At 45.6% G+C, this 18,523-nt stretch carries 15 protein-coding genes; 9 read left to right on the top strand and 6 right to left on the bottom strand.

Annotated features, from left to right (window positions below; all coding sequences use genetic code 11):
* Window positions 1-69 precede the first annotated feature (69 nt).
* The 4 genes from syd to QMY49_RS11290 all read left to right on the top strand — a co-directional run bounded on the left by syd (window position 70) and on the right by QMY49_RS11290 (window position 5,189).
* A complete protein-coding gene (gene syd, locus QMY49_RS11305; protein WP_005447560.1) occupies window positions 70-615 on the top strand; it encodes a SecY-interacting protein in 546 nt (181 codons plus the stop codon).
* Window positions 616-617: 2 nt separating this feature from the next.
* Window positions 618-1,394, top strand: coding sequence for a Zn-ribbon-containing protein (locus QMY49_RS11300; protein ID WP_283311545.1), 777 nt, complete (start codon window positions 618-620; stop codon window positions 1,392-1,394).
* A 318-nt stretch (window positions 1,395-1,712) separates the two neighbouring features.
* Window positions 1,713-3,908, top strand: a complete 2,196-nt coding sequence (locus QMY49_RS11295) for a bifunctional metallophosphatase/5'-nucleotidase (protein WP_283311543.1) — start codon at window positions 1,713-1,715, stop codon at window positions 3,906-3,908.
* Between the two features lie 90 nt (window positions 3,909-3,998).
* Entirely contained in the window at window positions 3,999-5,189 is a 1,191-nt protein-coding gene (locus QMY49_RS11290; RefSeq protein WP_283311541.1) for a YibE/F family protein, read from the top strand.
* 87 nt (window positions 5,190-5,276) lie between these two features.
* Here QMY49_RS11290 and QMY49_RS11285 read toward each other — a convergent pair whose 3' ends face one another.
* The 3 genes from QMY49_RS11285 to metN are packed head-to-tail and all read right to left on the bottom strand — an operon-like array spanning window position 5,277 to window position 7,820.
* On the bottom strand, window positions 5,277-6,086 hold the full coding sequence (locus tag QMY49_RS11285; RefSeq protein ID WP_005447551.1) for a MetQ/NlpA family lipoprotein: 810 nt from the start codon (window positions 6,084-6,086) through the stop codon (window positions 5,277-5,279).
* 32 nt (window positions 6,087-6,118) lie between these two features.
* Window positions 6,119-6,796 carry a methionine ABC transporter permease gene (locus tag QMY49_RS11280; RefSeq protein ID WP_005432672.1) on the bottom strand — a complete coding sequence of 226 codons (678 nt, stop codon included), beginning with the start codon at window positions 6,794-6,796 and terminating at the stop codon, window positions 6,119-6,121.
* Entirely contained in the window at window positions 6,786-7,820 is a 1,035-nt protein-coding gene (gene metN, locus QMY49_RS11275; RefSeq protein ID WP_005447548.1) for a methionine ABC transporter ATP-binding protein MetN, read from the bottom strand. The genes QMY49_RS11280 and metN overlap by 11 nt, the downstream gene beginning before the upstream one ends.
* A gap of 343 nt (window positions 7,821-8,163) precedes the next feature.
* Here metN and gmhB point away from each other — a divergent pair, with 343 nt between their 5' ends.
* The 4 genes from gmhB (at window position 8,164) to treC (ending at window position 13,115) form a co-directional block, all read left to right on the top strand.
* Window positions 8,164-8,715: a D-glycero-beta-D-manno-heptose 1,7-bisphosphate 7-phosphatase gene (gene gmhB, locus QMY49_RS11270; RefSeq protein WP_005447547.1), complete on the top strand. Its 552-nt coding sequence runs from the start codon at window positions 8,164-8,166 to the stop codon at window positions 8,713-8,715.
* A 74-nt stretch (window positions 8,716-8,789) separates the two neighbouring features.
* A complete protein-coding gene (gene treR / locus QMY49_RS11265; protein ID WP_283311537.1) occupies window positions 8,790-9,737 on the top strand; it encodes a trehalose operon repressor TreR in 948 nt (315 codons plus the stop codon).
* Between the two features lie 175 nt (window positions 9,738-9,912).
* On the top strand, window positions 9,913-11,337 hold the full coding sequence (gene treB / locus QMY49_RS11260; RefSeq protein ID WP_005440120.1) for a PTS trehalose transporter subunit IIBC: 1,425 nt from the start codon (window positions 9,913-9,915) through the stop codon (window positions 11,335-11,337).
* 92 nt (window positions 11,338-11,429) lie between these two features.
* On the top strand, window positions 11,430-13,115 hold the full coding sequence (treC, locus tag QMY49_RS11255; protein WP_009697734.1) for an alpha,alpha-phosphotrehalase: 1,686 nt from the start codon (window positions 11,430-11,432) through the stop codon (window positions 13,113-13,115).
* Between the two features lie 98 nt (window positions 13,116-13,213).
* Here the strand turns inward: treC and QMY49_RS11250 are convergent, their stop codons facing one another.
* From QMY49_RS11250 to QMY49_RS11240, 3 genes are all read right to left on the bottom strand, one after another.
* Window positions 13,214-14,113 (bottom strand): hypothetical protein, encoded by a 900-nt coding sequence (locus QMY49_RS11250; RefSeq protein WP_009697735.1) that lies wholly within the window; start codon window positions 14,111-14,113, stop codon window positions 13,214-13,216.
* 131 nt (window positions 14,114-14,244) lie between these two features.
* Window positions 14,245-15,771, bottom strand: coding sequence for a winged helix-turn-helix domain-containing protein (locus QMY49_RS11245; RefSeq protein WP_005447542.1), 1,527 nt, complete (start codon window positions 15,769-15,771; stop codon window positions 14,245-14,247).
* Window positions 15,772-15,861: 90 nt separating this feature from the next.
* Window positions 15,862-16,464 (bottom strand): YitT family protein, encoded by a 603-nt coding sequence (locus QMY49_RS11240; protein WP_005447540.1) that lies wholly within the window; start codon window positions 16,462-16,464, stop codon window positions 15,862-15,864.
* A gap of 347 nt (window positions 16,465-16,811) precedes the next feature.
* On the opposite strand from QMY49_RS11240, the gene glyA reads away from it, so the two are divergent.
* Entirely contained in the window at window positions 16,812-18,062 is a 1,251-nt protein-coding gene (glyA, locus tag QMY49_RS11235; protein ID WP_005440106.1) for a serine hydroxymethyltransferase, read from the top strand.
* Window positions 18,063-18,523 lie beyond the last annotated feature (461 nt).

Genomic DNA, 18,523 nt, shown 5'->3' with positions numbered 1-18,523 from the left:
ACTGAATCCGCTGATTAATTGCCATCCGGCAGACACCGCGACCTGATAAAAACCAACCAGGAGACCTTCATGACCCAAACCGTTACTCAGGCTCTACAGGACTTTAGCCTGCGCTACCAACAAGCTTGGCAAGACGAGCATAACGAACTGCCACGCAGTGAAGAGCTTGCTGATCTTGTTTCTCCATGTGTAGAAGAGAAACGCGACGGGGCCGTATTGTGGAAAGCATTCCCACGTGAAGAAATGGCGGATTTCACTAACGTTGAGAACGCAATTGAGCTGACGCTGCATGAAGACATCAAAACCTTTTACGGTTCTCAGTACAGCGCTGATATGGACGCAACTTGGCAAGGTAACGAACTGACGTTGCTGCAAGTATGGAGTGATGATGACTTTACTCGTCTGCAAGAAAATATTCTTGGTCATCTAGTCACTCAGCGCCGTCTAAAATTAAAGCCGACGGTATTTATCGCAGCGACAGATGCAGAGTTGGATGTTATTTCTATCTGTAACTTAACCGGTAATGTGATTCTTGAGCGCTTAGGCTCAGACAAACGCGACGTACTGGCTGAGACGCTCACCGAGTTTCTAAGCAAACTAGAGGCTGCAGTGTAAGCATGTACGTTGTTGAGTTGCAGTTTGAGTGTTTTGATAACACTACCGTAAGCGCGGTTGATAAAGCGATTAATGGTCTGATGGACGCATTGCGCTATAACGGTCAGGTGCTTGGTCGTGAGTTTCCTATCGTGATGGGTGATGGCGAGTTTTATGTTCGCGTGGTTTGCCCAGAGCAAGACAGTTTGCACCCTCGTTACCATTCTGATTTCGTCAAAGTGTGCATGAATCGTTTGTCGGAAGCCTCGTTGCTTGCGCCGAAAATGCGCATGTTGGGTCGTGATTTGAACTCAGAAGAAGCGGCGGAAGAAGAGACACCTAGCTGGCAAGTGCTGTACACCACGTACGTTCATACTTGTTCTCCACTGCGCAGCGGCGAGACACTGTTACCAATTCCACTTTACCGTAATGGTGCTACGTTGAATGGTGACCACAAAGCGGTGGTGAAATGGCAAACCGAATGGCAAGCGTGTGATGAAATCCAAATGGCAGGTGGCTGTCGTGCTGAACACGCTGCGCTGCATGAAATTTGCGACGCTGACAGTGTGCTGTTCCGTCGAGGTTGGGATTTGCGTGGTCGTATTGAATACATCACCAAGATCCCGACTTATTACTACCAATACCGAGTTGGTGGTGAGTCACTGGAAGCGGAAAAAGCGCGCAAGTGTCCCAAATGTGGTGGTGACTGGTTACTAGACGAACCGCTACACGACATCTTCTACTTTAAGTGTGACGATTGCCGAATTGTCTCCAATATCTCTTGGGACCACATCAATTAGTCTATTTTTAAAAAGCTGGCGTCTATGCCAGCTTTTTTCTATCGCTATAAATGAATCAGGGTTGATTGGTAAAATTTTCTATTATTCATTTTGTCAATACATTGATTCGAAAAGCATTTTCATTGGCCATTCCTCTCATCCCCTTGATTGTGATCTTTGTTCATGTTCAAAGAAAAATGTAACTTAGTTGCATGGTTTATAAGCATTGAAACGTTTGCTTCTCAAAAATTTCAAATAATATCCATATCCTTTTTGAGGTTTTGGGAAGAGGGCCCCTTCCGAAAATATATATAAAAAAATAATCTGGAAGGAATTGAGATGACTTTATTTAAACGAAGCCTAATCTGTATTGCAGTTGTCGGCTTGATGGCTGGTTGTAACGATGATGAAACCAAATACGTAGAGGTACCATCAGATTACAGTCCAGTGGTCGCAGAGGGTAAAACGCTAACTAACACACCTGACGTCGTCGTCAAAGGTGAAGCAACGCAAGATGACGAAGTCACCATTGCTATCGCGGCGACATCGGATTTACATGGTCGCTTGTTTGGTTTTGACTATGCGCTAAATGCCGTAGACGATGACGCTGGTATTACCCGCATCGCAACCTTGCTTGCTGGCCAAAAAGCGGCACATCCAAATATGATCCTGATTGATATCGGTGATACGGTTCAGGGCAACTCCGCGCAGCTATTCAACGATGACCCAACTCACCCTGTGGTTGAGAGCATGAACTCTCTTGGCTTTGATGTTTGGGTACCAGGCAACCATGAATTTAACTTTGAGCGTTCGTTTGTCGATCGCAACCTCGATCATTTTAATGGTGCGGTCCTGTCTTCTAACATCAAGTGGGAAAGTAACGATGTGAACTACATTCGCGCGTTCCAAATGTTTGAAGTGGAAGGCGTGAAAGTGGCGATCGTTGGTCTAACGCCATCGAACGTGCCGAACTGGGAAGCATCAGCTCCGGATCACTTCAAAGGCTTGAAGTTTGAGAACGAATTGGACGCAACCAAAGAAGCGGTTGATCAACTGGTGTCTAAATACAATCCAGATGTGATTGTGGGTGCACTTCACCTTGGTCGCCAAGAAGACGGTGGTGTGGGCGTTTATGAAATTGCGTCTGCAATGGCGGATAAATTCGACGTTATTCTAGCGGGTCACGAACACGCGAACTACATCGAGCAAGTGAATGCGGACGGCACAGTCACACCAATCAGCAAATCAACATCAGAAATCGGCGGCGAAAATACGTTGATTGAAGATAAAGCCAAGTCTGGCGAATACACTCAAGATAACCGAGCACAAAGCGTGAAAATCATTGAGCCAGGTAAGTGGGGTGCTTACCTTGCCAAAGCTGAGATTCAACTGAAGAAAGTCGATGGTAAGTGGACAATGGAAGACACCACGTTAACCAACATCGGCACGAAGAAGGTCAAAGAAGAGCAGGCTCTACAAGCGAAATTCCAATACGTGCATGATATTTCGGTTGAAGACGCGACGCGCGAGCTTGGTCGTGTAACGGGCAACTTCACACCAAGCGCATCAGGCTTCCCAGATGAAGCGACCGCGACGGATTACAACTACACCGCAGAGCGTCTGTACTCGACGATTCACCTTGCGAAAGTGGTTGATACACCATTGATGGATGTGATTAACCAAATCCAAATGCAGCAAATCGAAGCGGCGATGGGTAAAGGTAACGGCGCGATAGTCTCTGCAGCATCTCTGTTCTCTGATCAATCTAACTTAATAGACAACGAAGTGTACACCAAAGGTAAGTCGACTAACTTGTATAAATACGACAACACCTTGCTTGGTGTGGAGATGACAGGTGCCAACCTAAAACGCTTCATCGAATGGTCTTACTCTTACTTCAACCAATACCAACCGGGTGACATTACCGTTTCGTTCAAGAAAGGCGCTCCTGCTTACCTATACGACCAATTTGATGGTGATATCGAATTTACTGTGGATCTGAGTAAGCCGTCTCTTGAGTTGGATGAAAACAATACAGTGACGAATGAAGGCAGCCGCGTCAACATCACTAGCATTGGCGGTGAACAGTTCGATCCTAATGCAACTTACAAAGTGGCAATGAACAGCTACCGCTTTGGTTCGCAAATCCAGAAGTTTGGTTGGGCGAGCAAAGATGACGTGTTCTACGACTCAGTGAATGAGCCGGTATACGCAATCCGCGATATGTTGACGGCTTATGTTGAGAAGAACAAAGGCATCAACGTGGCAGATTTTAATGGCAACGTTGGTAACTGGTCGTTCACGCAATACCTGCCAAGTGGTGAAATTACGACACTAAGAGAAGGTAAAGGCAAGGCGCTGTGGGAGCAATTGAAGAACATGGAAATCTGTGTCTCGATTGATTTGGAAAACCCGAAATACCCTGCAATTGTTAAGTCTGTGAACATCAATGATTCGTCTAGCTACTTTGTTAACCCTAACAAAGACGCGGCGACGCTTGATGAGAAAGTCGCAGGTTGTAACCCAACTCATTAATCCTGCATATGGGCGCGGTAATCTTTACCGCGCCTAATTTTACTCACCAGAGGCAAAGCCCGTTTAGTGAGTGATGTAGAAGAGTGCTTCATGATCAAAAGAATCTATACCCGATGGGGTTTCACCCTACTGATTACCCTTATCTCCACGCTTATCTTTCAGTTTTCTTCTTCGTGGAGTGAAGATTTCCGTCCCAAATCTCGTCAACAACAAGAGTTTGTTGAAGCGACTGTCACGCGTTCGATCTCAAACCATGTTGCGCCAGATCCGCTTGTGCCGGATGTGATGACTGGTAAGCAAGTCTTCATGGCAAAAATCCTTGAGGGAGAGAGCGAAGGTTTAGAGGTGGAAGTCACCAATCCTCTTAGTCGCCAGCACAATGTGTATGTCAGTGAAGGTGATACCTTCATCATGATGATCCGCGAAACCACCAATGGCACCGTTTATTGGGCGTATAACCACAAACGCTCAGACGCGATTTACCTTATGCTTGTGCTGTTCTGTGCGCTGCTACTGAGCTTTGGCAAGAAAGAGGGCATCAATTCTATGGTCGCGCTCTATTTTACCGCGGCATTGATTGTTGGCGTGTTGGTGCCAAGTATTTTCGCTGGCTGGAATCCGATGCTGGTTAGTATTTTGCTGATGGTGGTGATCATCGTGGTCAGCTTTATTCTCGTCTCTGGCTATAACCGCAAGAGTTTATGTGCCATGGGCGGCACATTATTGGGTGTGATCGCCGCGGGTGTAATGGCGCAGTGGTTCGGTGAAATGGCGCACTTGTCGGGCATTTACCTCGACAAGGGCGAAGACGTGATTTACCTAACGTCGGTAAAGATGGGCATCCGTTGGTTGATGTTCGTGACGATTGTCGTTGCTGCACTTGGCGCTGTTATGGACGTTGCGATTTCGATTGCATCGGCGTATGCGGAGCTGCAACAAACCGACCCGAAACTCAAACCAAAGCAGTTGGTTAGAGCGTCGATGAACATTGGTCGAGACATCATGGGCACCATGACTAACACCTTGATTTTGGCGTTTGCTGGTGGCTCATTGACGACTATCATGATGGTGTGGGGTCTTAACATGCCAGCGAGCCAGTTTATGAATATGCCGCTGGTGGGACTTGCAGTGGTGAATGCGTTAGCGGGCAGTGTAGGCATTGTGCTTACTATCCCGTTTACTGCGTTTTTAGCGCCTTATGTGTTTAAACATCCGCAAGTGGATACACAGCAAGAACAGGAGCAAAAGAAGCTTGAGCAAGACGAGGTTCAGCTGTTCTAGCGATATAAAACCGCAATGAAAACAAATGCAAAAAGGGCGCTCCGATGAGCGCCCTTTTTAAGTTTAAAGTGTTGTAGAAAGAGGGGATTACCAACCTTTCACTACACCACCTTTGAAGATGTCTTTCGCTGCTTCGTAAACTTCATCTGTTTGGTATGCTTTCACGAAGTTTTGTACGTTAGCTGCTTGAACGTTGTCTTCACGAGCAACGATAAGGTTTACGTATGGAGACTCTTTGTCTTCTACGAAGATACCGTCACGCTCAGGTGTTAGGTCAATTGAACTTGCGTAAGTTGTGTTGATGATAGAAACCGCAACGTCATCAAGAGAACGTGGAAGCTGTGCTGCGTCTAGTTCAACGATAGTGATGTTTTTCGGGTTACCTACGATGTCACGTACTGTTGCCAGTAGACCAACGCCATCGCGCAGTTCGATCAGACCTTGTTGCTCAAGAAGTAGAAGAGAACGACCTAGGTTAGTTGGATCGTTTGGAACCGCGATGCGAGCACCATCTTCGATTTCATCCACTGATTTCACTTGCTTAGAGTAACCAGCGATAGGGTATACGAAAGAGTTGCCTGCAGTTACTAGCTTGTAGCCACGATCTTTTACTTGCTGATCTAGGTATGGCTTGTGTTGGAACGCGTTTGCGTCGATTGAGCCATCATCTAGTGCTGCGTTTGGTGTTACGTAATCGGTAAAGGTAACCAACTCAACATCCAGGTTATATTTCTCTTTAGCAACTTTTGCTGCAACTTCCGCAACTTGAGCTTCAGCACCTGCCATTACGCCAACTTTTACTTTATTCACGTCGACTTCTTTGTCACCACAACCAGCAAGAACCAGTGCAGAAGCGGCAGTTGCAACAGTCAAAAGACTCTTAAGGCTAAATTTCATCTTTATCTCCTTATAATTGGTATTTTCAATTCTTATCTGTGGTCTACACGGCGTACGATTGCATCACCGATAGACTGAATAATTTGTACTAGAACAATCAGCATCACGACCGTTACTGCCATGATGACTACGTCGTAACGGTGGAAGCCATAACGGATAGCTACGTCACCAAGACCGCCGCCGCCTACCGTACCCGCCATTGCTGAGTAGCTTACAAGTGTTACTAGGGTAATCGTTACTGAGTTAACAATAGTCGGCATTGCTTCAGGAAGCAGAACTTTTGTGATGATTTGTGTTGGTGTTGCGCCCATAGATTGTGCAGCCTCAACCAAACCTGATGGTACTTCCAGCAGTGCACCTTCAATGAGACGCGCCACAAATGGGATTGCACCGATAGTCAAAGGAACAATCGCTGCTGTTGTACCGATAAAGGTGCCAACCAACAGTTTGGTTACTGGAATAATCGCAACCATCAGCACTAGGAAAGGAACCGAGCGACCAATGTTAACGATGGCGCCAAGCACGCGATTAAGTTTAGTGTTCTCCAGCAAGCCACCTTTTTTAGTGGTGTGCAAAATTACGCCTAGTGGAATACCAACAGCAAAACCAACGATGCCAGCAACCGCAACCATGTATAGGGTTTCCCATGTTGCGCCCAAAAGTAGGTTGCTGTTTAGGCTCAGCCATTCAGAAATCGTATTAAAGGACATAGCCAAGTACCTCTACTTTCACGTTGTGCTCACGCAAGAACTCAATCGCTGCGTTGTCGTCTTCTTCGTTACCAAACAGCTCTGCGACCATCATGCCGAACTTCACGCCGCCAGCGTAATCCAGATCAGAGCTTAGAATGCTTACGTCGATGTTGTACTTACGAGCGATCTGCGTCATTAGAGGGGCATCCACGGTTGCGCCAGTAAATTCTAAGCGAACCAATGGGTAGCTGTTTTCTACGCGCGTGGTTTGTAAGCGAGCTTGGTAATCTTCTGGGATAGAAAGATCCAAAGTAGAGCGAATGAACTCGTGCGCCAGTGCAGTCTTCGGATGCGCGAAGATTTCACCAACGGTACCTTTTTCCACTAGCTCACCATCACCGATGATCGCCACTTCGTGACAGATGCTCTTAACCACTTCCATTTCGTGAGTGATCAGTAGAATGGTGATTTCTAGCTTGCGGTTGATTTCTTTTAGTAGTTCTAAGATGGACTGAGTCGTTGCTGGATCCAGTGCACTGGTTGCTTCGTCACACAGCAAAACGCTAGGGTCTGATGCCAGTGCACGTGCAATCGCCACGCGTTGCTTTTGACCACCACTTAGGTTTGCTGGGTAGCTTTCATGCTTGTCTGAAAGACCAACGAGTTTAAGTAGCTCAGTCACTTTTGTTGTGATTTGCGCTTTGTCTTTGCCTGCTAGCTCAAGAGGGAGTGCGACATTGTCGAAAACGGTGCGAGACGACAGCAGGTTAAAGTGTTGGAAGATCATCCCGATGTTACGGCGAGTTTCTCCCAATTGCTTTTTGCTTAATTTGGTTAGATCAACGCCATCTACGATGATGGAACCCGATGTCGGGGCTTCCAGCATGTTCACACAGCGGATTAGGGTACTTTTACCCGCGCCCGATGAGCCAATAACACCGAAGATGGTGCCCTTCGCGATATCTAGATTAATGTCCTTAAGGGCAAGAATTTCCTTACTGCCTTGGTAGAACACTTTATTGACGTTTTTTATTTCTATCATGTTTCAACCTGCACAGAGATACTGGGAACTTCGCTGTTAAAAACGGCTTTTAACAGGAGTAAATTTTGAACTCTATCTCAATTCTCAGTTGATGCTATGGGTTAAGTAGTATTAAGTCAATAGATATTTTTACGTCTAGACGTCTAAATGTATGGATGTTCTGTTGGGAAAGGAAAACAGAGAATGTTTGGCGGAAGGACATATATAATAGGGATACTCAAGATTTACCGATTCTCGGACGACAAATCAACTGTTTTGTCGCCCACTCACACCAATTAGATAGTGTGAGTGCTTATAAGGTATGTAATAATCTGATAAAACCGAGTAAATAGAGAAATACGTTTTGGCAAAACCTGCTGTTTTTATCGACCGTGACGGCGTGATCAACGTTGACCACGGCTACGTTCATGACGAACATGATTTTGAGTACATTGACGGTGTCTTTGAAGCGACAAAAGCGCTGAAAGATAAAGGCTACCTGCTGGTGCTTGTGACCAATCAATCTGGCATTGCACGTGGTAAATTCAGCGAAGACCGTTTCTTGTCTCTGACTCAATGGATGGACTGGAACTTCGCTGATAATGGCGTTGAGTTCGACGGCATCTACTACTGCCCACATCATCCGGAGCATGGCATTGGCGAGTACAAGCAAGATTGTGATTGTCGTAAGCCAAAACCAGGTATGTTTATTTCTGCGCGTGACTTCTTGAAGATCGACATGGAGAAATCTGTGATGATCGGCGACAAAGCCGAAGACATGATGGCAGCAGAAGCGGCAGGCGTTGGCACTAAGATTTTGGTTCGCACTGGTAAGCCAGTAACAGAACAAGGCGAAGCGATTGCAACGGTAGTATTAGATAGCATTGCAGACGTGCCTGCGTACCTAAACAAGTAATCTTCATTACTGACTGAGATAAGGGAAGCCGCTGCTTCCCTTTTGTTTGATTCCTTCTTTTAGTCTGAACACTTATGAGCAAAAAACTCACCATTCTTGATATCGCGAAACTGGCTGGCGTAGGCAAGTCGACGGTCAGTCGTGTGCTTACCAATGATCCCAAGGTAAAACCGCAAACGCGTGAGAAGGTAGAGCAAATCATTCGAGAATCAGGCTACGTCCCATCAAAGTCTGCGCAGTCGATGCGTGGTGGCAGCCAAAAGGTGATCGGCGTGATCATCTCTCGTTTGGATTCACCATCAGAAAACCGCGCTGTTGGGACCATGCTCAACGCTTTGTACTCAGCCGGATACGATGTCGTGATCATGGAGAGCCAGTTCGATCGTGATAAAACCAATGAGCATTTGGATGTGCTTAAACGTCGCAATGTCGATGGGGTGATCGTGTTTGGCTTTACTGGATGTGATGAGCAAGCGTTAGCGGAGTGGGGCAATCGCATTGTCGTGATCGCGATGGACACACAAATGGTTTCCTCGATCAACTACGACAACCAAGGCGTTATCGATATGGCGCTCTCCCACCTGGAACAACAATCTATTTCTCATATTGCCTACATTGGTGTTGATCCAGAAGACCGCACTACAGGTCTCGCTCGCCTTAATGCTTACCAAGCTTGGTGTGAGAAAAAGCGCATCGAACCTTGCTTCCAAACCGGCAAGCTCAACCACGAAAGTGCTTATCAGCTGGTGGATCACGTTCTTCAATCCGATACGCAAGCCATTGCTTGTGCCAGTGATACCATTGCTCTAGGTGTGATTAAACGTCTGCAAGAAATCGGACGCGAAGACGTGGTGGTCACAGGTGTGGGTGGTAACGAATTGCTTTCTTTTCTCTTCCCGAATGTCTTTAGCGTGGATCCAGGCTACTCTCATGCTGGTGAAAAAGCCGCTAACATGCTGATTAATCAATTAAATGGTGATGAGTCTGTGGTGCATTTTACCCAGCAGCCTATCCGTCATTAATCCTTCTTTCGATGATCTGCTCTAAAATTATACTGTGATCATTCTCAATTAATGGGACTGTTCCCATTTTGTTTTTGAATGCGAAATGGCACTATTAAAATCATCAAGTGGGAATGTTCCCATTATAAAAATAAAACGATGAATTGAATGTATCCAATACAGGGTGGACAAAGTTATGAGTAAGATTGCGCGTCAAGATGTACAGCGTCTTATTGAGCTGGTCGGGGGATCGGACAATATTGCCAGTGTAAGCCACTGCTTAACTCGCTTGCGTTTCGTGTTGAATGACACTGACAAAGCCGATACAAAACAGTTAGATGCACTGCCTATGGTGAAGGGCTGCTTTACCAATGCCGGTCAATTTCAGGTCGTTATCGGCACTGAAGTTGATGAGGTTTACAAAGTACTGATCGAGCTTAGCGGCAAAAGTGAATCGAGCAAAGATGAATCTAAGAACGCTGCTCGTCAAAATATGAACATCGTTGAGCGTGGTATTTCCCACCTTGCTGAAATCTTTGTACCACTGCTACCAGCGATCATCACCGGTGGTTTGATTCTTGGTTTCCGTAACGTGATTGGCGACATCAAGATGTTTGATGGTCAAACGCTAACGGAAATCAGCCAGTTTTGGGCAACGGTACACTCTTTCCTATGGCTAATTGGTGAGGCGATCTTCTTCTTCCTACCGGTTGGCGTGTGTTGGTCGACAGTGAAAAAGCTTGGCGGTACTCCGATTCTGGGTATCACATTGGGCGTGACGCTGGTTTCGCCACAGTTAATGAATGCCTATTTAATTGGTAAGCAAGTGCCTGAAGTATGGGACTTTGGCTTATTCGCCATCGAGAAAGTAGGCTATCAAGCGCAAGTGATTCCAGCGATGCTTGCTGGTATGGCTCTGGCGTTTATTGAAACCAACTTAAAACGCATCATTCCTTCTTACCTCTACCTAGTGGTCGTGCCGTTTGTTTCTATCATCGTGTCTGTGATTCTTGCGCACTCTATCATTGGTCCATTTGGTCGTATGTTAGGTGACGGCGTTGCTTTCGCAGCAAAAGCAGCCATGACGGGTGACTTCGCAATGATTGGCTCAACCATCTTCGGTTTCCTATATGCGCCATTGGTAATTACCGGTATTCACCACACCACCAACGCGGTTGATCTTCAACTGATGCAAGAGCTAGGTGGCACGCCAATTTGGCCTTTGATTGCACTTTCAAATATTGCTCAAGCGTCTGCAGTAGTCGGCATCATTATCATCAGTAAAAAACACGGTGAGCGTGATATCTCGGTGCCTGCGGCTATCTCTGCTTACCTTGGTGTGACTGAGCCAGCGATGTACGGCATCAACTTGAAATACAAATTCCCAATGCTGAGCGCGATGATCGGTAGTGCGATTGCCGCTGCTATCTGTGGTAGTGCAGGTGTGATGGCGAACGGCATCGGTGTGGGCGGTTTGCCGGGCATCTTGTCTATCCAACCGCAGTTCTGGGGCGTATTTGCTCTGGCGATGTTGGTGGCGATTGTCGTCCCAGTAGCGCTGACGCTTGTGTTGTATAAGCGCGCACAGATGAAAGGCGAGTTAGAAACCGCTAACGCGTAATTCAAACTGAGGCAGCGATTTGGCTGCCTCGTTTATCTCCTCTATTTTTTAAGATTTTTAAGTTTCCGTTTAATGGTAAGTGAGCGTTAGAAATGGCAATGACCAAGCATGATGAGAGCTGGTGGAAAACCGCAACCATCTACCAAATTTACCCAAAAAGCTTTTGTGACAGTGGAAGTAAAGGCACGGGCGATATTAAAGGGATCATTTCTAAGCTGGATTATCTAAAACACCTTGGTGTGGATGCGATTTGGCTGACGCCGGTTTATCAATCACCAATGATCGACAACGGTTATGACATTTCCGATTACTATGCGATCAACCCAGATTTCGGCACCATGCAAGATTTCGATACCCTGTTGGCTGAGGCTCACCAGCTGGGTATTCGAATCATCATGGATATCGTGGTGAATCATACTTCGACAGAACATAAGTGGTTCCAATCGGCATTGGGTGATAAAAACAGCCCATACCGTGATTACTACATCTGGAAAGATCCGGTTGATGGCGCAGAGCCAAACAACTGGCAATCTAAGTTTGGTGGCAACGCTTGGGCGCTGGATGAAAAAACGGGTCAGTACTATTTGCACCTTTTTGCTAAAGAGCAAGCGGACCTAAACTGGGAAAACCCGGTAGTGCGTGAAGAAGTGAAAGAAGTCATCAGCTTTTGGGCAGAAAAAGGTGTGGATGGTTTTCGTCTTGACGTTATCAACCTGATTTCCAAGCAACAAGACTTCCCAAGTGACGATATTGGTGATGGTCGCCGTTTCTACACGGATGGTCCTCGCGTACATGAATATCTTCAAGAGATCAGTGAAGCCGTGTTCCAAAAATATGGCAGCGTGACGGTGGGTGAAATGTCGTCCACCACGCTAGAGCATTGTCAGCAGTATTCAGCGCAAGATGGCAAAGAGCTGTCAATGGTGTTCAATTTCCACCATCTTAAAGTCGATTACCCGAATGGTGATAAGTGGACGAAAGCGCCGTTTGATTTCATCCAACTAAAACAGATCTTCAACCATTGGCAAACCGGCTTAAATGGCAAAGGGTGGGGCGCGCTATTTTGGTGTAACCACGACCAACCACGCGTTGTGAGCCGATTAGGTAACGACGAACAATACCGTGTTGAATCTGCCAAAATGCTTGCGGCATCGGTACACATGATGCAAGGCACACCTTATGTTTATCAAGGTGAAGAGATCGGCATGACCAACCCGGGCTACACCGAAATCAGCCAATATCGCGATGTTGAAAGCACGAACATGTACGAAATCATGGTTAATCGCGATGGTGTATCTCACGACGATATGATGGCGATTTTGGCGCAGAAGTCGCGTGATAATTCACGTACCCCAATGCAATGGAACAGCGCGAAACATGCGGGTTTTACTGAAGGCACGCCGTGGCTAGAGGTGGCTCAGAACTATTCTGCAATCAACGCGGAAGCGGCGATTGCTGATTTGAACTCAGTGTTCTACTTCTACAAGCGCTTGATTGAACTGCGTAAACAGGTTCCGGTGATCACTGATGGTCGTTACGAGGACCTGTTGCCTGAGCACAAACGTATTTTTGCTTACGCACGTCAGAACGATAAGCAAACGCTACTATGTATCAACAACTACTACGGTGAAGAAGCGGAGTGTGTACTACCAGATCGTTTTGATATGAGTAAAGCCAAGAACCTGCTTTCCAACTATCAAAATGCGACCAGCGCGATTGCTTCTAGTCATCAGGTATTGCGTCCTTACGAAACTCGCATCTTGCTGATTGAAGAGTAAAAATTAAGCTTCCCCTAAGGATTTCGGTCCTAAACAAAAGGCTTTGGAGTGCTCCCCAAAGCCTTTGCTTTTTATCTAAATAAGATTTGATGGCTGAATTAAGCTTTTTCGATCTTATTCAAAGTTACTTTCGTTTCTCTCACTTGAATCTGTTCACTCTTTAGTAGTTCTACTTGCTCAATGAATCCTAGAGTTGGGTTAAACCAGCGTTCAGCAGAACTCTCAAACTCTTTTGAATCGATCAATTCCATACCGTCACATACAAGGTTATAAGTATTTTTCTCGGTTAGGTATGCCGCTTCAACCGATTTACCGGAGACATTAAACGTCTTACGGGCACCTGTTTCTCCAACTTGTTGGCTCCAAGTGGTTTTACACTGAGCGTTATCAGCTAACGCGTTTACCCAAGGATTATCATCAAAGGAATCAAGCATGCGTTTCACTTGCTCTCCTGACAAATCTACGATTACAGATACGAGATGTTTGCTGATATCAATGTTTGGATCCTTCTCTTTCACCGTTGACCCCTCTAACCGAAATAGAGGGCTGCTGTTCATCATCATGACGTTGGATAGAGAGTCAATGAGATAAAGGTCGGTAACTTCATGCAGCGCACCGTCAATACCAGCGAAGTAAATGGTATTACCTTCTTGCTCGCTACTGTCTAGGTAGAACTGTGTAATGCCGTTGTTTTCCAGAAGTTGGATAACGGGAATAAAAGGGTCATCTTGCTGGGTGTCGCGTAGTCGGTCGATGAGCTTTTGAACAGCCATTGGCTCAAAGCTTATCGTTATAGGTTCGCCCTGTTGACCGTCAGCAGAAGTGACGTAGTGAAGCTTTGTACTTGCTTCAGGTTTGAAAGATGAGTTTTGGATTGGGTAGTCGAAGCTTGATTGTGGACCTTTGCTTTCGCTTGTAGAACCAGAAGAAGAACCGCCCCCTCCACAGCCGTAAAGTGCGATCGTAGCTGCTGCGAGAAGCGTCATTTTTTTAAGCATGAGTTTACATTCCTAATTTTAGAAGGCTGATAAATCGAGCCGTTATTTGAATGTCGCCATGCTAAGTTTTGAGTGAGAAAAAGGGCAAAAAACAAAAACTAATAGAGTTAAATGAAAGCTTAATTTTATATTTAGGTCTTTGTTTTTTCTGGGTTAATGTCTTCTTCGATATTGGTGCAGTATTCTTCAATTAATGCCTTCCAGCGCATCACAATTTCCTTTTCTTTAATACTGACACGCAACTTCTTCCAAGGCTGTAAGCAGGTTTCTTTCGATTCCGGCTGAGACAAACGACTGAATAACTCTTCAGAAGGCATAACACGTAAAAGAGCTACGAGCGATTCCATGTAATTTAAGCGGAACTGATCAAGCTTATTTTGCTTGTAGGCAATATGAGATACAAAAGTGTAAATCAGGGCATTCTGAATTAATGAGTCTCCCGCCGGTGTCGTCAATAAGGTTTTCGCCTTATCAAGATTGCCGAGTTTGTAATTGAGGATACCCATCCATAAGTTCAGTTCATCGGGTAAGGCATCGAACTCGGACTGTACTTGATAAAGAAACCCTTCGAGTTTGGTTTGATTTTGTTCGTACAACGCGAGATGGCGAGCTATCGTGATGGCAGTAAACTCATCCATGTTTTTAATACCATCCATTGAGAATTGCTCATCCAGTAGCATCTTCTCGTGTGCATCGGTTAACTGCCAATTGCTCTGAGAAGGCGCAGGCAAATTAAAGTATTGAGCGATATCTGCATGCATACGAAAGATATCTGATTGTAGATGACTGATACGGAGCTCGTATTGATTACGAAACGCCAATTTGCCCGTCGCTGGGTAAATTAGGTTCATTTGTGCTTTGAGTCCCCCTTCTGTGGAGTCATCTTTTAGCTCAATGTTGAGCTGATAATCGCTGGTTTGCATGTTTCGTGCGCCAGGGAAATAAGGGGTTTCATTAATTGGATCGAGAAAGTAGCTCGGCGCATCTTGGTTAGCGATATCGGTATAAGGATACTCGACTTGTTGCTGCAACAAGATCGCTTTCACTAGAGTTCGGTACTCACGAGCAGTGGTGCCTATAGCATCAACACGGTTCAGCAACAATTCTACTTTAGGGATTAAGAGTTGGTTTCGAGTTTGCTGAGTTGAAATGCCTTGCTGTTGCCACAGCGTCACCCCAAGCCCAATGCTCATTAGCGCAAGTGCGGCGCATAAGCCATAAACAAGTTTGAATTTGTGAGACGCAGGGGCAAGGTTGCTCTTAGCTGGCTCTTTGGTTTGCTGAGCCTTCTGGGCTGGAGGTAGCAATTGAATATTGGCTGGATTAAGGAAGTAACCTTTACGTGGGTAGGTGACCAACAATTTGGCTGCATCGTGCTCCGGCAAGTGTTCTTGAAGCAAAGCTCTGAGTGTACTGATTCGGTTGGTTAGGACATTCTTTGAAATGAACTTACTTTGCCAAATGGTCTCGATGATGGTTTCAGCAGAGAGTGGGTGTCCAACACTGGTGAGCAACAGCTCCAGTAACTCGACGGTACGCGGCTCAAGATCGATACTGACTGCTTGTTTATGCAGAGTTTGAGTCTCTGGATTGTAGATAAGCTCGCCAATAGCAATCTGACTTTTGGTTTGTTTGGCTTGTTGTAGAAAGTCTCGCATACCATCATGAGTGATTAGTGAATGGCGAGATATTATATAGTCATTGGAGCGCAAAATCTTATAAATTGCGCTCCAATCATCATGGAAAGGCTATGAACCGTAGCTCACCGAATAGCGATGCGGTTTATGGTTCATCGCAAGCACGAGGTTCAGTGCGAAGGCTCCAAGTATCGACAACCCAATAACCCAAGGTGTGACGAAGAAGAAAGACGCAAACAAGATACATGCGTCAATTGCCATCTGGGATTTACCTACAGAAATACCGAACTTATCTTGGATGAATAAGCACAATACGTTAAAGCCGCCCAAGCTTGAACGATGACGGAATAGGATCAACATACCCAAGCCCATCAGCAAGCCACCCGCTACCGCGCAGTAAATTTCGTTGATTGATTCCAATGAAATCAGTAAATACAGGTGATCAGCAAAGATAGAAACCAAAGCGCCAGAAATTGCACTGTTAATGGCAAAGTGACGACCGAAGCGTTTCCATGCGAGCAAGTAAAAAGGACAGTTGGCTAAAAAGTAAAGCACACCAAACGTAAAAGGTGTAAATTGGCTAATAAGCAGAGCCAATCCGGTTGTGCCTCCGGTTAAGAGGTTCGCGGATTGGAGAAAGAAAACGCCTTGAGCTACCAAAAAGGTACCTGTAAGAATTGCCATCCAGTCTTCTTTTCTTGAGTGTTTTTCCATCTAATATGCAGTCGTTTGTGATAATTCGGGCGTGCATAGTAGTAAAAAGATGATCTTTTCGGTAGCTAGAGGGTAAAATTTGCGGTAAACCTATGTAATTGTTGTTTTACAGGGTGTAAAGCACAAAATTGACAGTCAGGGAATCATGGTTAAACGATTGCAACATCGTCATGATATTTCTTGCTTGTCACCATGAAAAAACTGCATGAGAAAAATTGTAAATTTCTCTTTATGACCTAGATCAAATTATGTAGAATGCGCGCCATTAGGTCGACGAAAACGTTTGCGTTAGGTCGTTATTCAGTTTTTTTGCAACTTTCAGTACCAATCTGAGTCAGGAGATACAGATGCTTAAGCGTGATATGAACATCGCAGATTACGATGCGGAACTGTTCGCAGCTATCCAGGAAGAGACTCTTCGCCAGGAAGAACACATTGAACTTATCGCTTCTGAAAACTACACAAGTCCACGTGTAATGGAAGCTCAAGGTTCTCAGCTAACGAACAAATACGCTGAAGGCTACCCAGGCAAGCGTTACTACGGCGGTTGTGAGTACGTAGATAAAGCTGAAGCACTAGCAATCGATCGTGCATGCCAACTATTTGGTTGTGAGTACGCGAACGTACAGCCTCACTCAGGTTCTCAAGCAAACAGCGCAGTTTACATGGCGCTTCTAAACCCAGGCGACACAGTTCTAGGTATGAGCCTAGCGCACGGTGGTCACCTAACTCACGGTTCACCAGTAAACTTCTCTGGTAAGCACTACAACGTTATTCCTTACGGTATCGACGAAGCAGGTCAAATCAACTACGACGAGATGGAACAGCTAGCGCTTGAGCACAAGCCTAAGATGATCATCGGTGGTTTTTCTGCTTACTCGCAAATCGTTGATTGGAAACGCATGCGTGAAATCGCAGACAAAGTTGATGCTTACCTATTCGTAGACATGGCGCACGTTGCTGGTCTAATCGCAGCAGGCGAGTACCCGACTCCAGTTCCACATGCTCACGTTGTGACAACAACGACGCACAAAACGCTAGCAGGTCCTCGTGGTGGTCTTATCCTTTCTAACGAAGGTGAAGAGCTGTACAAGAAGCTGAACTCAGCGGTATTCCCTGGCGGCCAAGGTGGTCCTCTAATGCACGTTATTGCTGGTAAAGCTGTAGCGTTCAAAGAAGCGATGGAACCTGAATTCAAAGCTTACCAAGCTAACGTAGTGAAAAACGCGAAAGCAATGGTTGGTCAATTCCAAGAGCGTGGTTACAAAATCGTATCTAACGGTACTGAGAACCACCTATTCCTAGTTGACCTAATTGACAAAGACATTACAGGTAAAGATGCAGATGCAGCACTAGGTGCAGCAAACATCACAGTAAACAAGAACTCGGTTCCAAACGACCCACGCAGCCCATTCGTAACGTCTGGTATCCGTGTTGGTACGCCAGCAATTACTCGCCGCGGCTTCACTGAAGATGACGCGAAAGAGCTAGCAAACTGGATGTGTGATGTTCTAGATAACATCGGCAACGAGGAAGTTATCGAAGCGACGAAGCAGAAAGTTCTAGAGATCTGTAAGCGTCTACCAGTTTACGCATAGTTCTCTGTGTAAATTCGCTTTCTTTGCAAAGTAGTACAGGCTGACTCGTTCTATTTCTGCGATTCAGTGTGATAATTTGATTGATGAAAGGTCCTCGTTTGAGGACCTTTTTGTTTTTCTAGCGTATGGAAATATCAGCTTAGGCTCTTCGGAATGATGTGCTTTGGTCTCTGAGAGACAGGTTGCTATGTGGAAGCTTGGGAGTATTTGCGTGGAAAACGAAAGAGGTTATTAGGTTCTGAATATACTTTTGATTTACTCAAGAGCCAATGTCGTCATTCCCTACAAGCGAGGAACGAGCGGGATAGGGAATCTCAAATTATCGTTGTTACTTAGAGAGTGTTGAAACAAGATATCCTGATATCTCGTAGGTTCTTCGAAATAGCGAGTTTGGTTTTAACCAGTAGGGTTATTGTTCGAATGACGATGCTTTATGTTCTATGGAGACAAAAAAGGTTGGC

The organism is Vibrio harveyi, assembly GCF_030060435.1.
Taxonomy (GTDB): domain Bacteria; phylum Pseudomonadota; class Gammaproteobacteria; order Enterobacterales; family Vibrionaceae; genus Vibrio; species Vibrio harveyi.
This window is presented reverse-complemented; position numbering and strand designations above follow the sequence as displayed.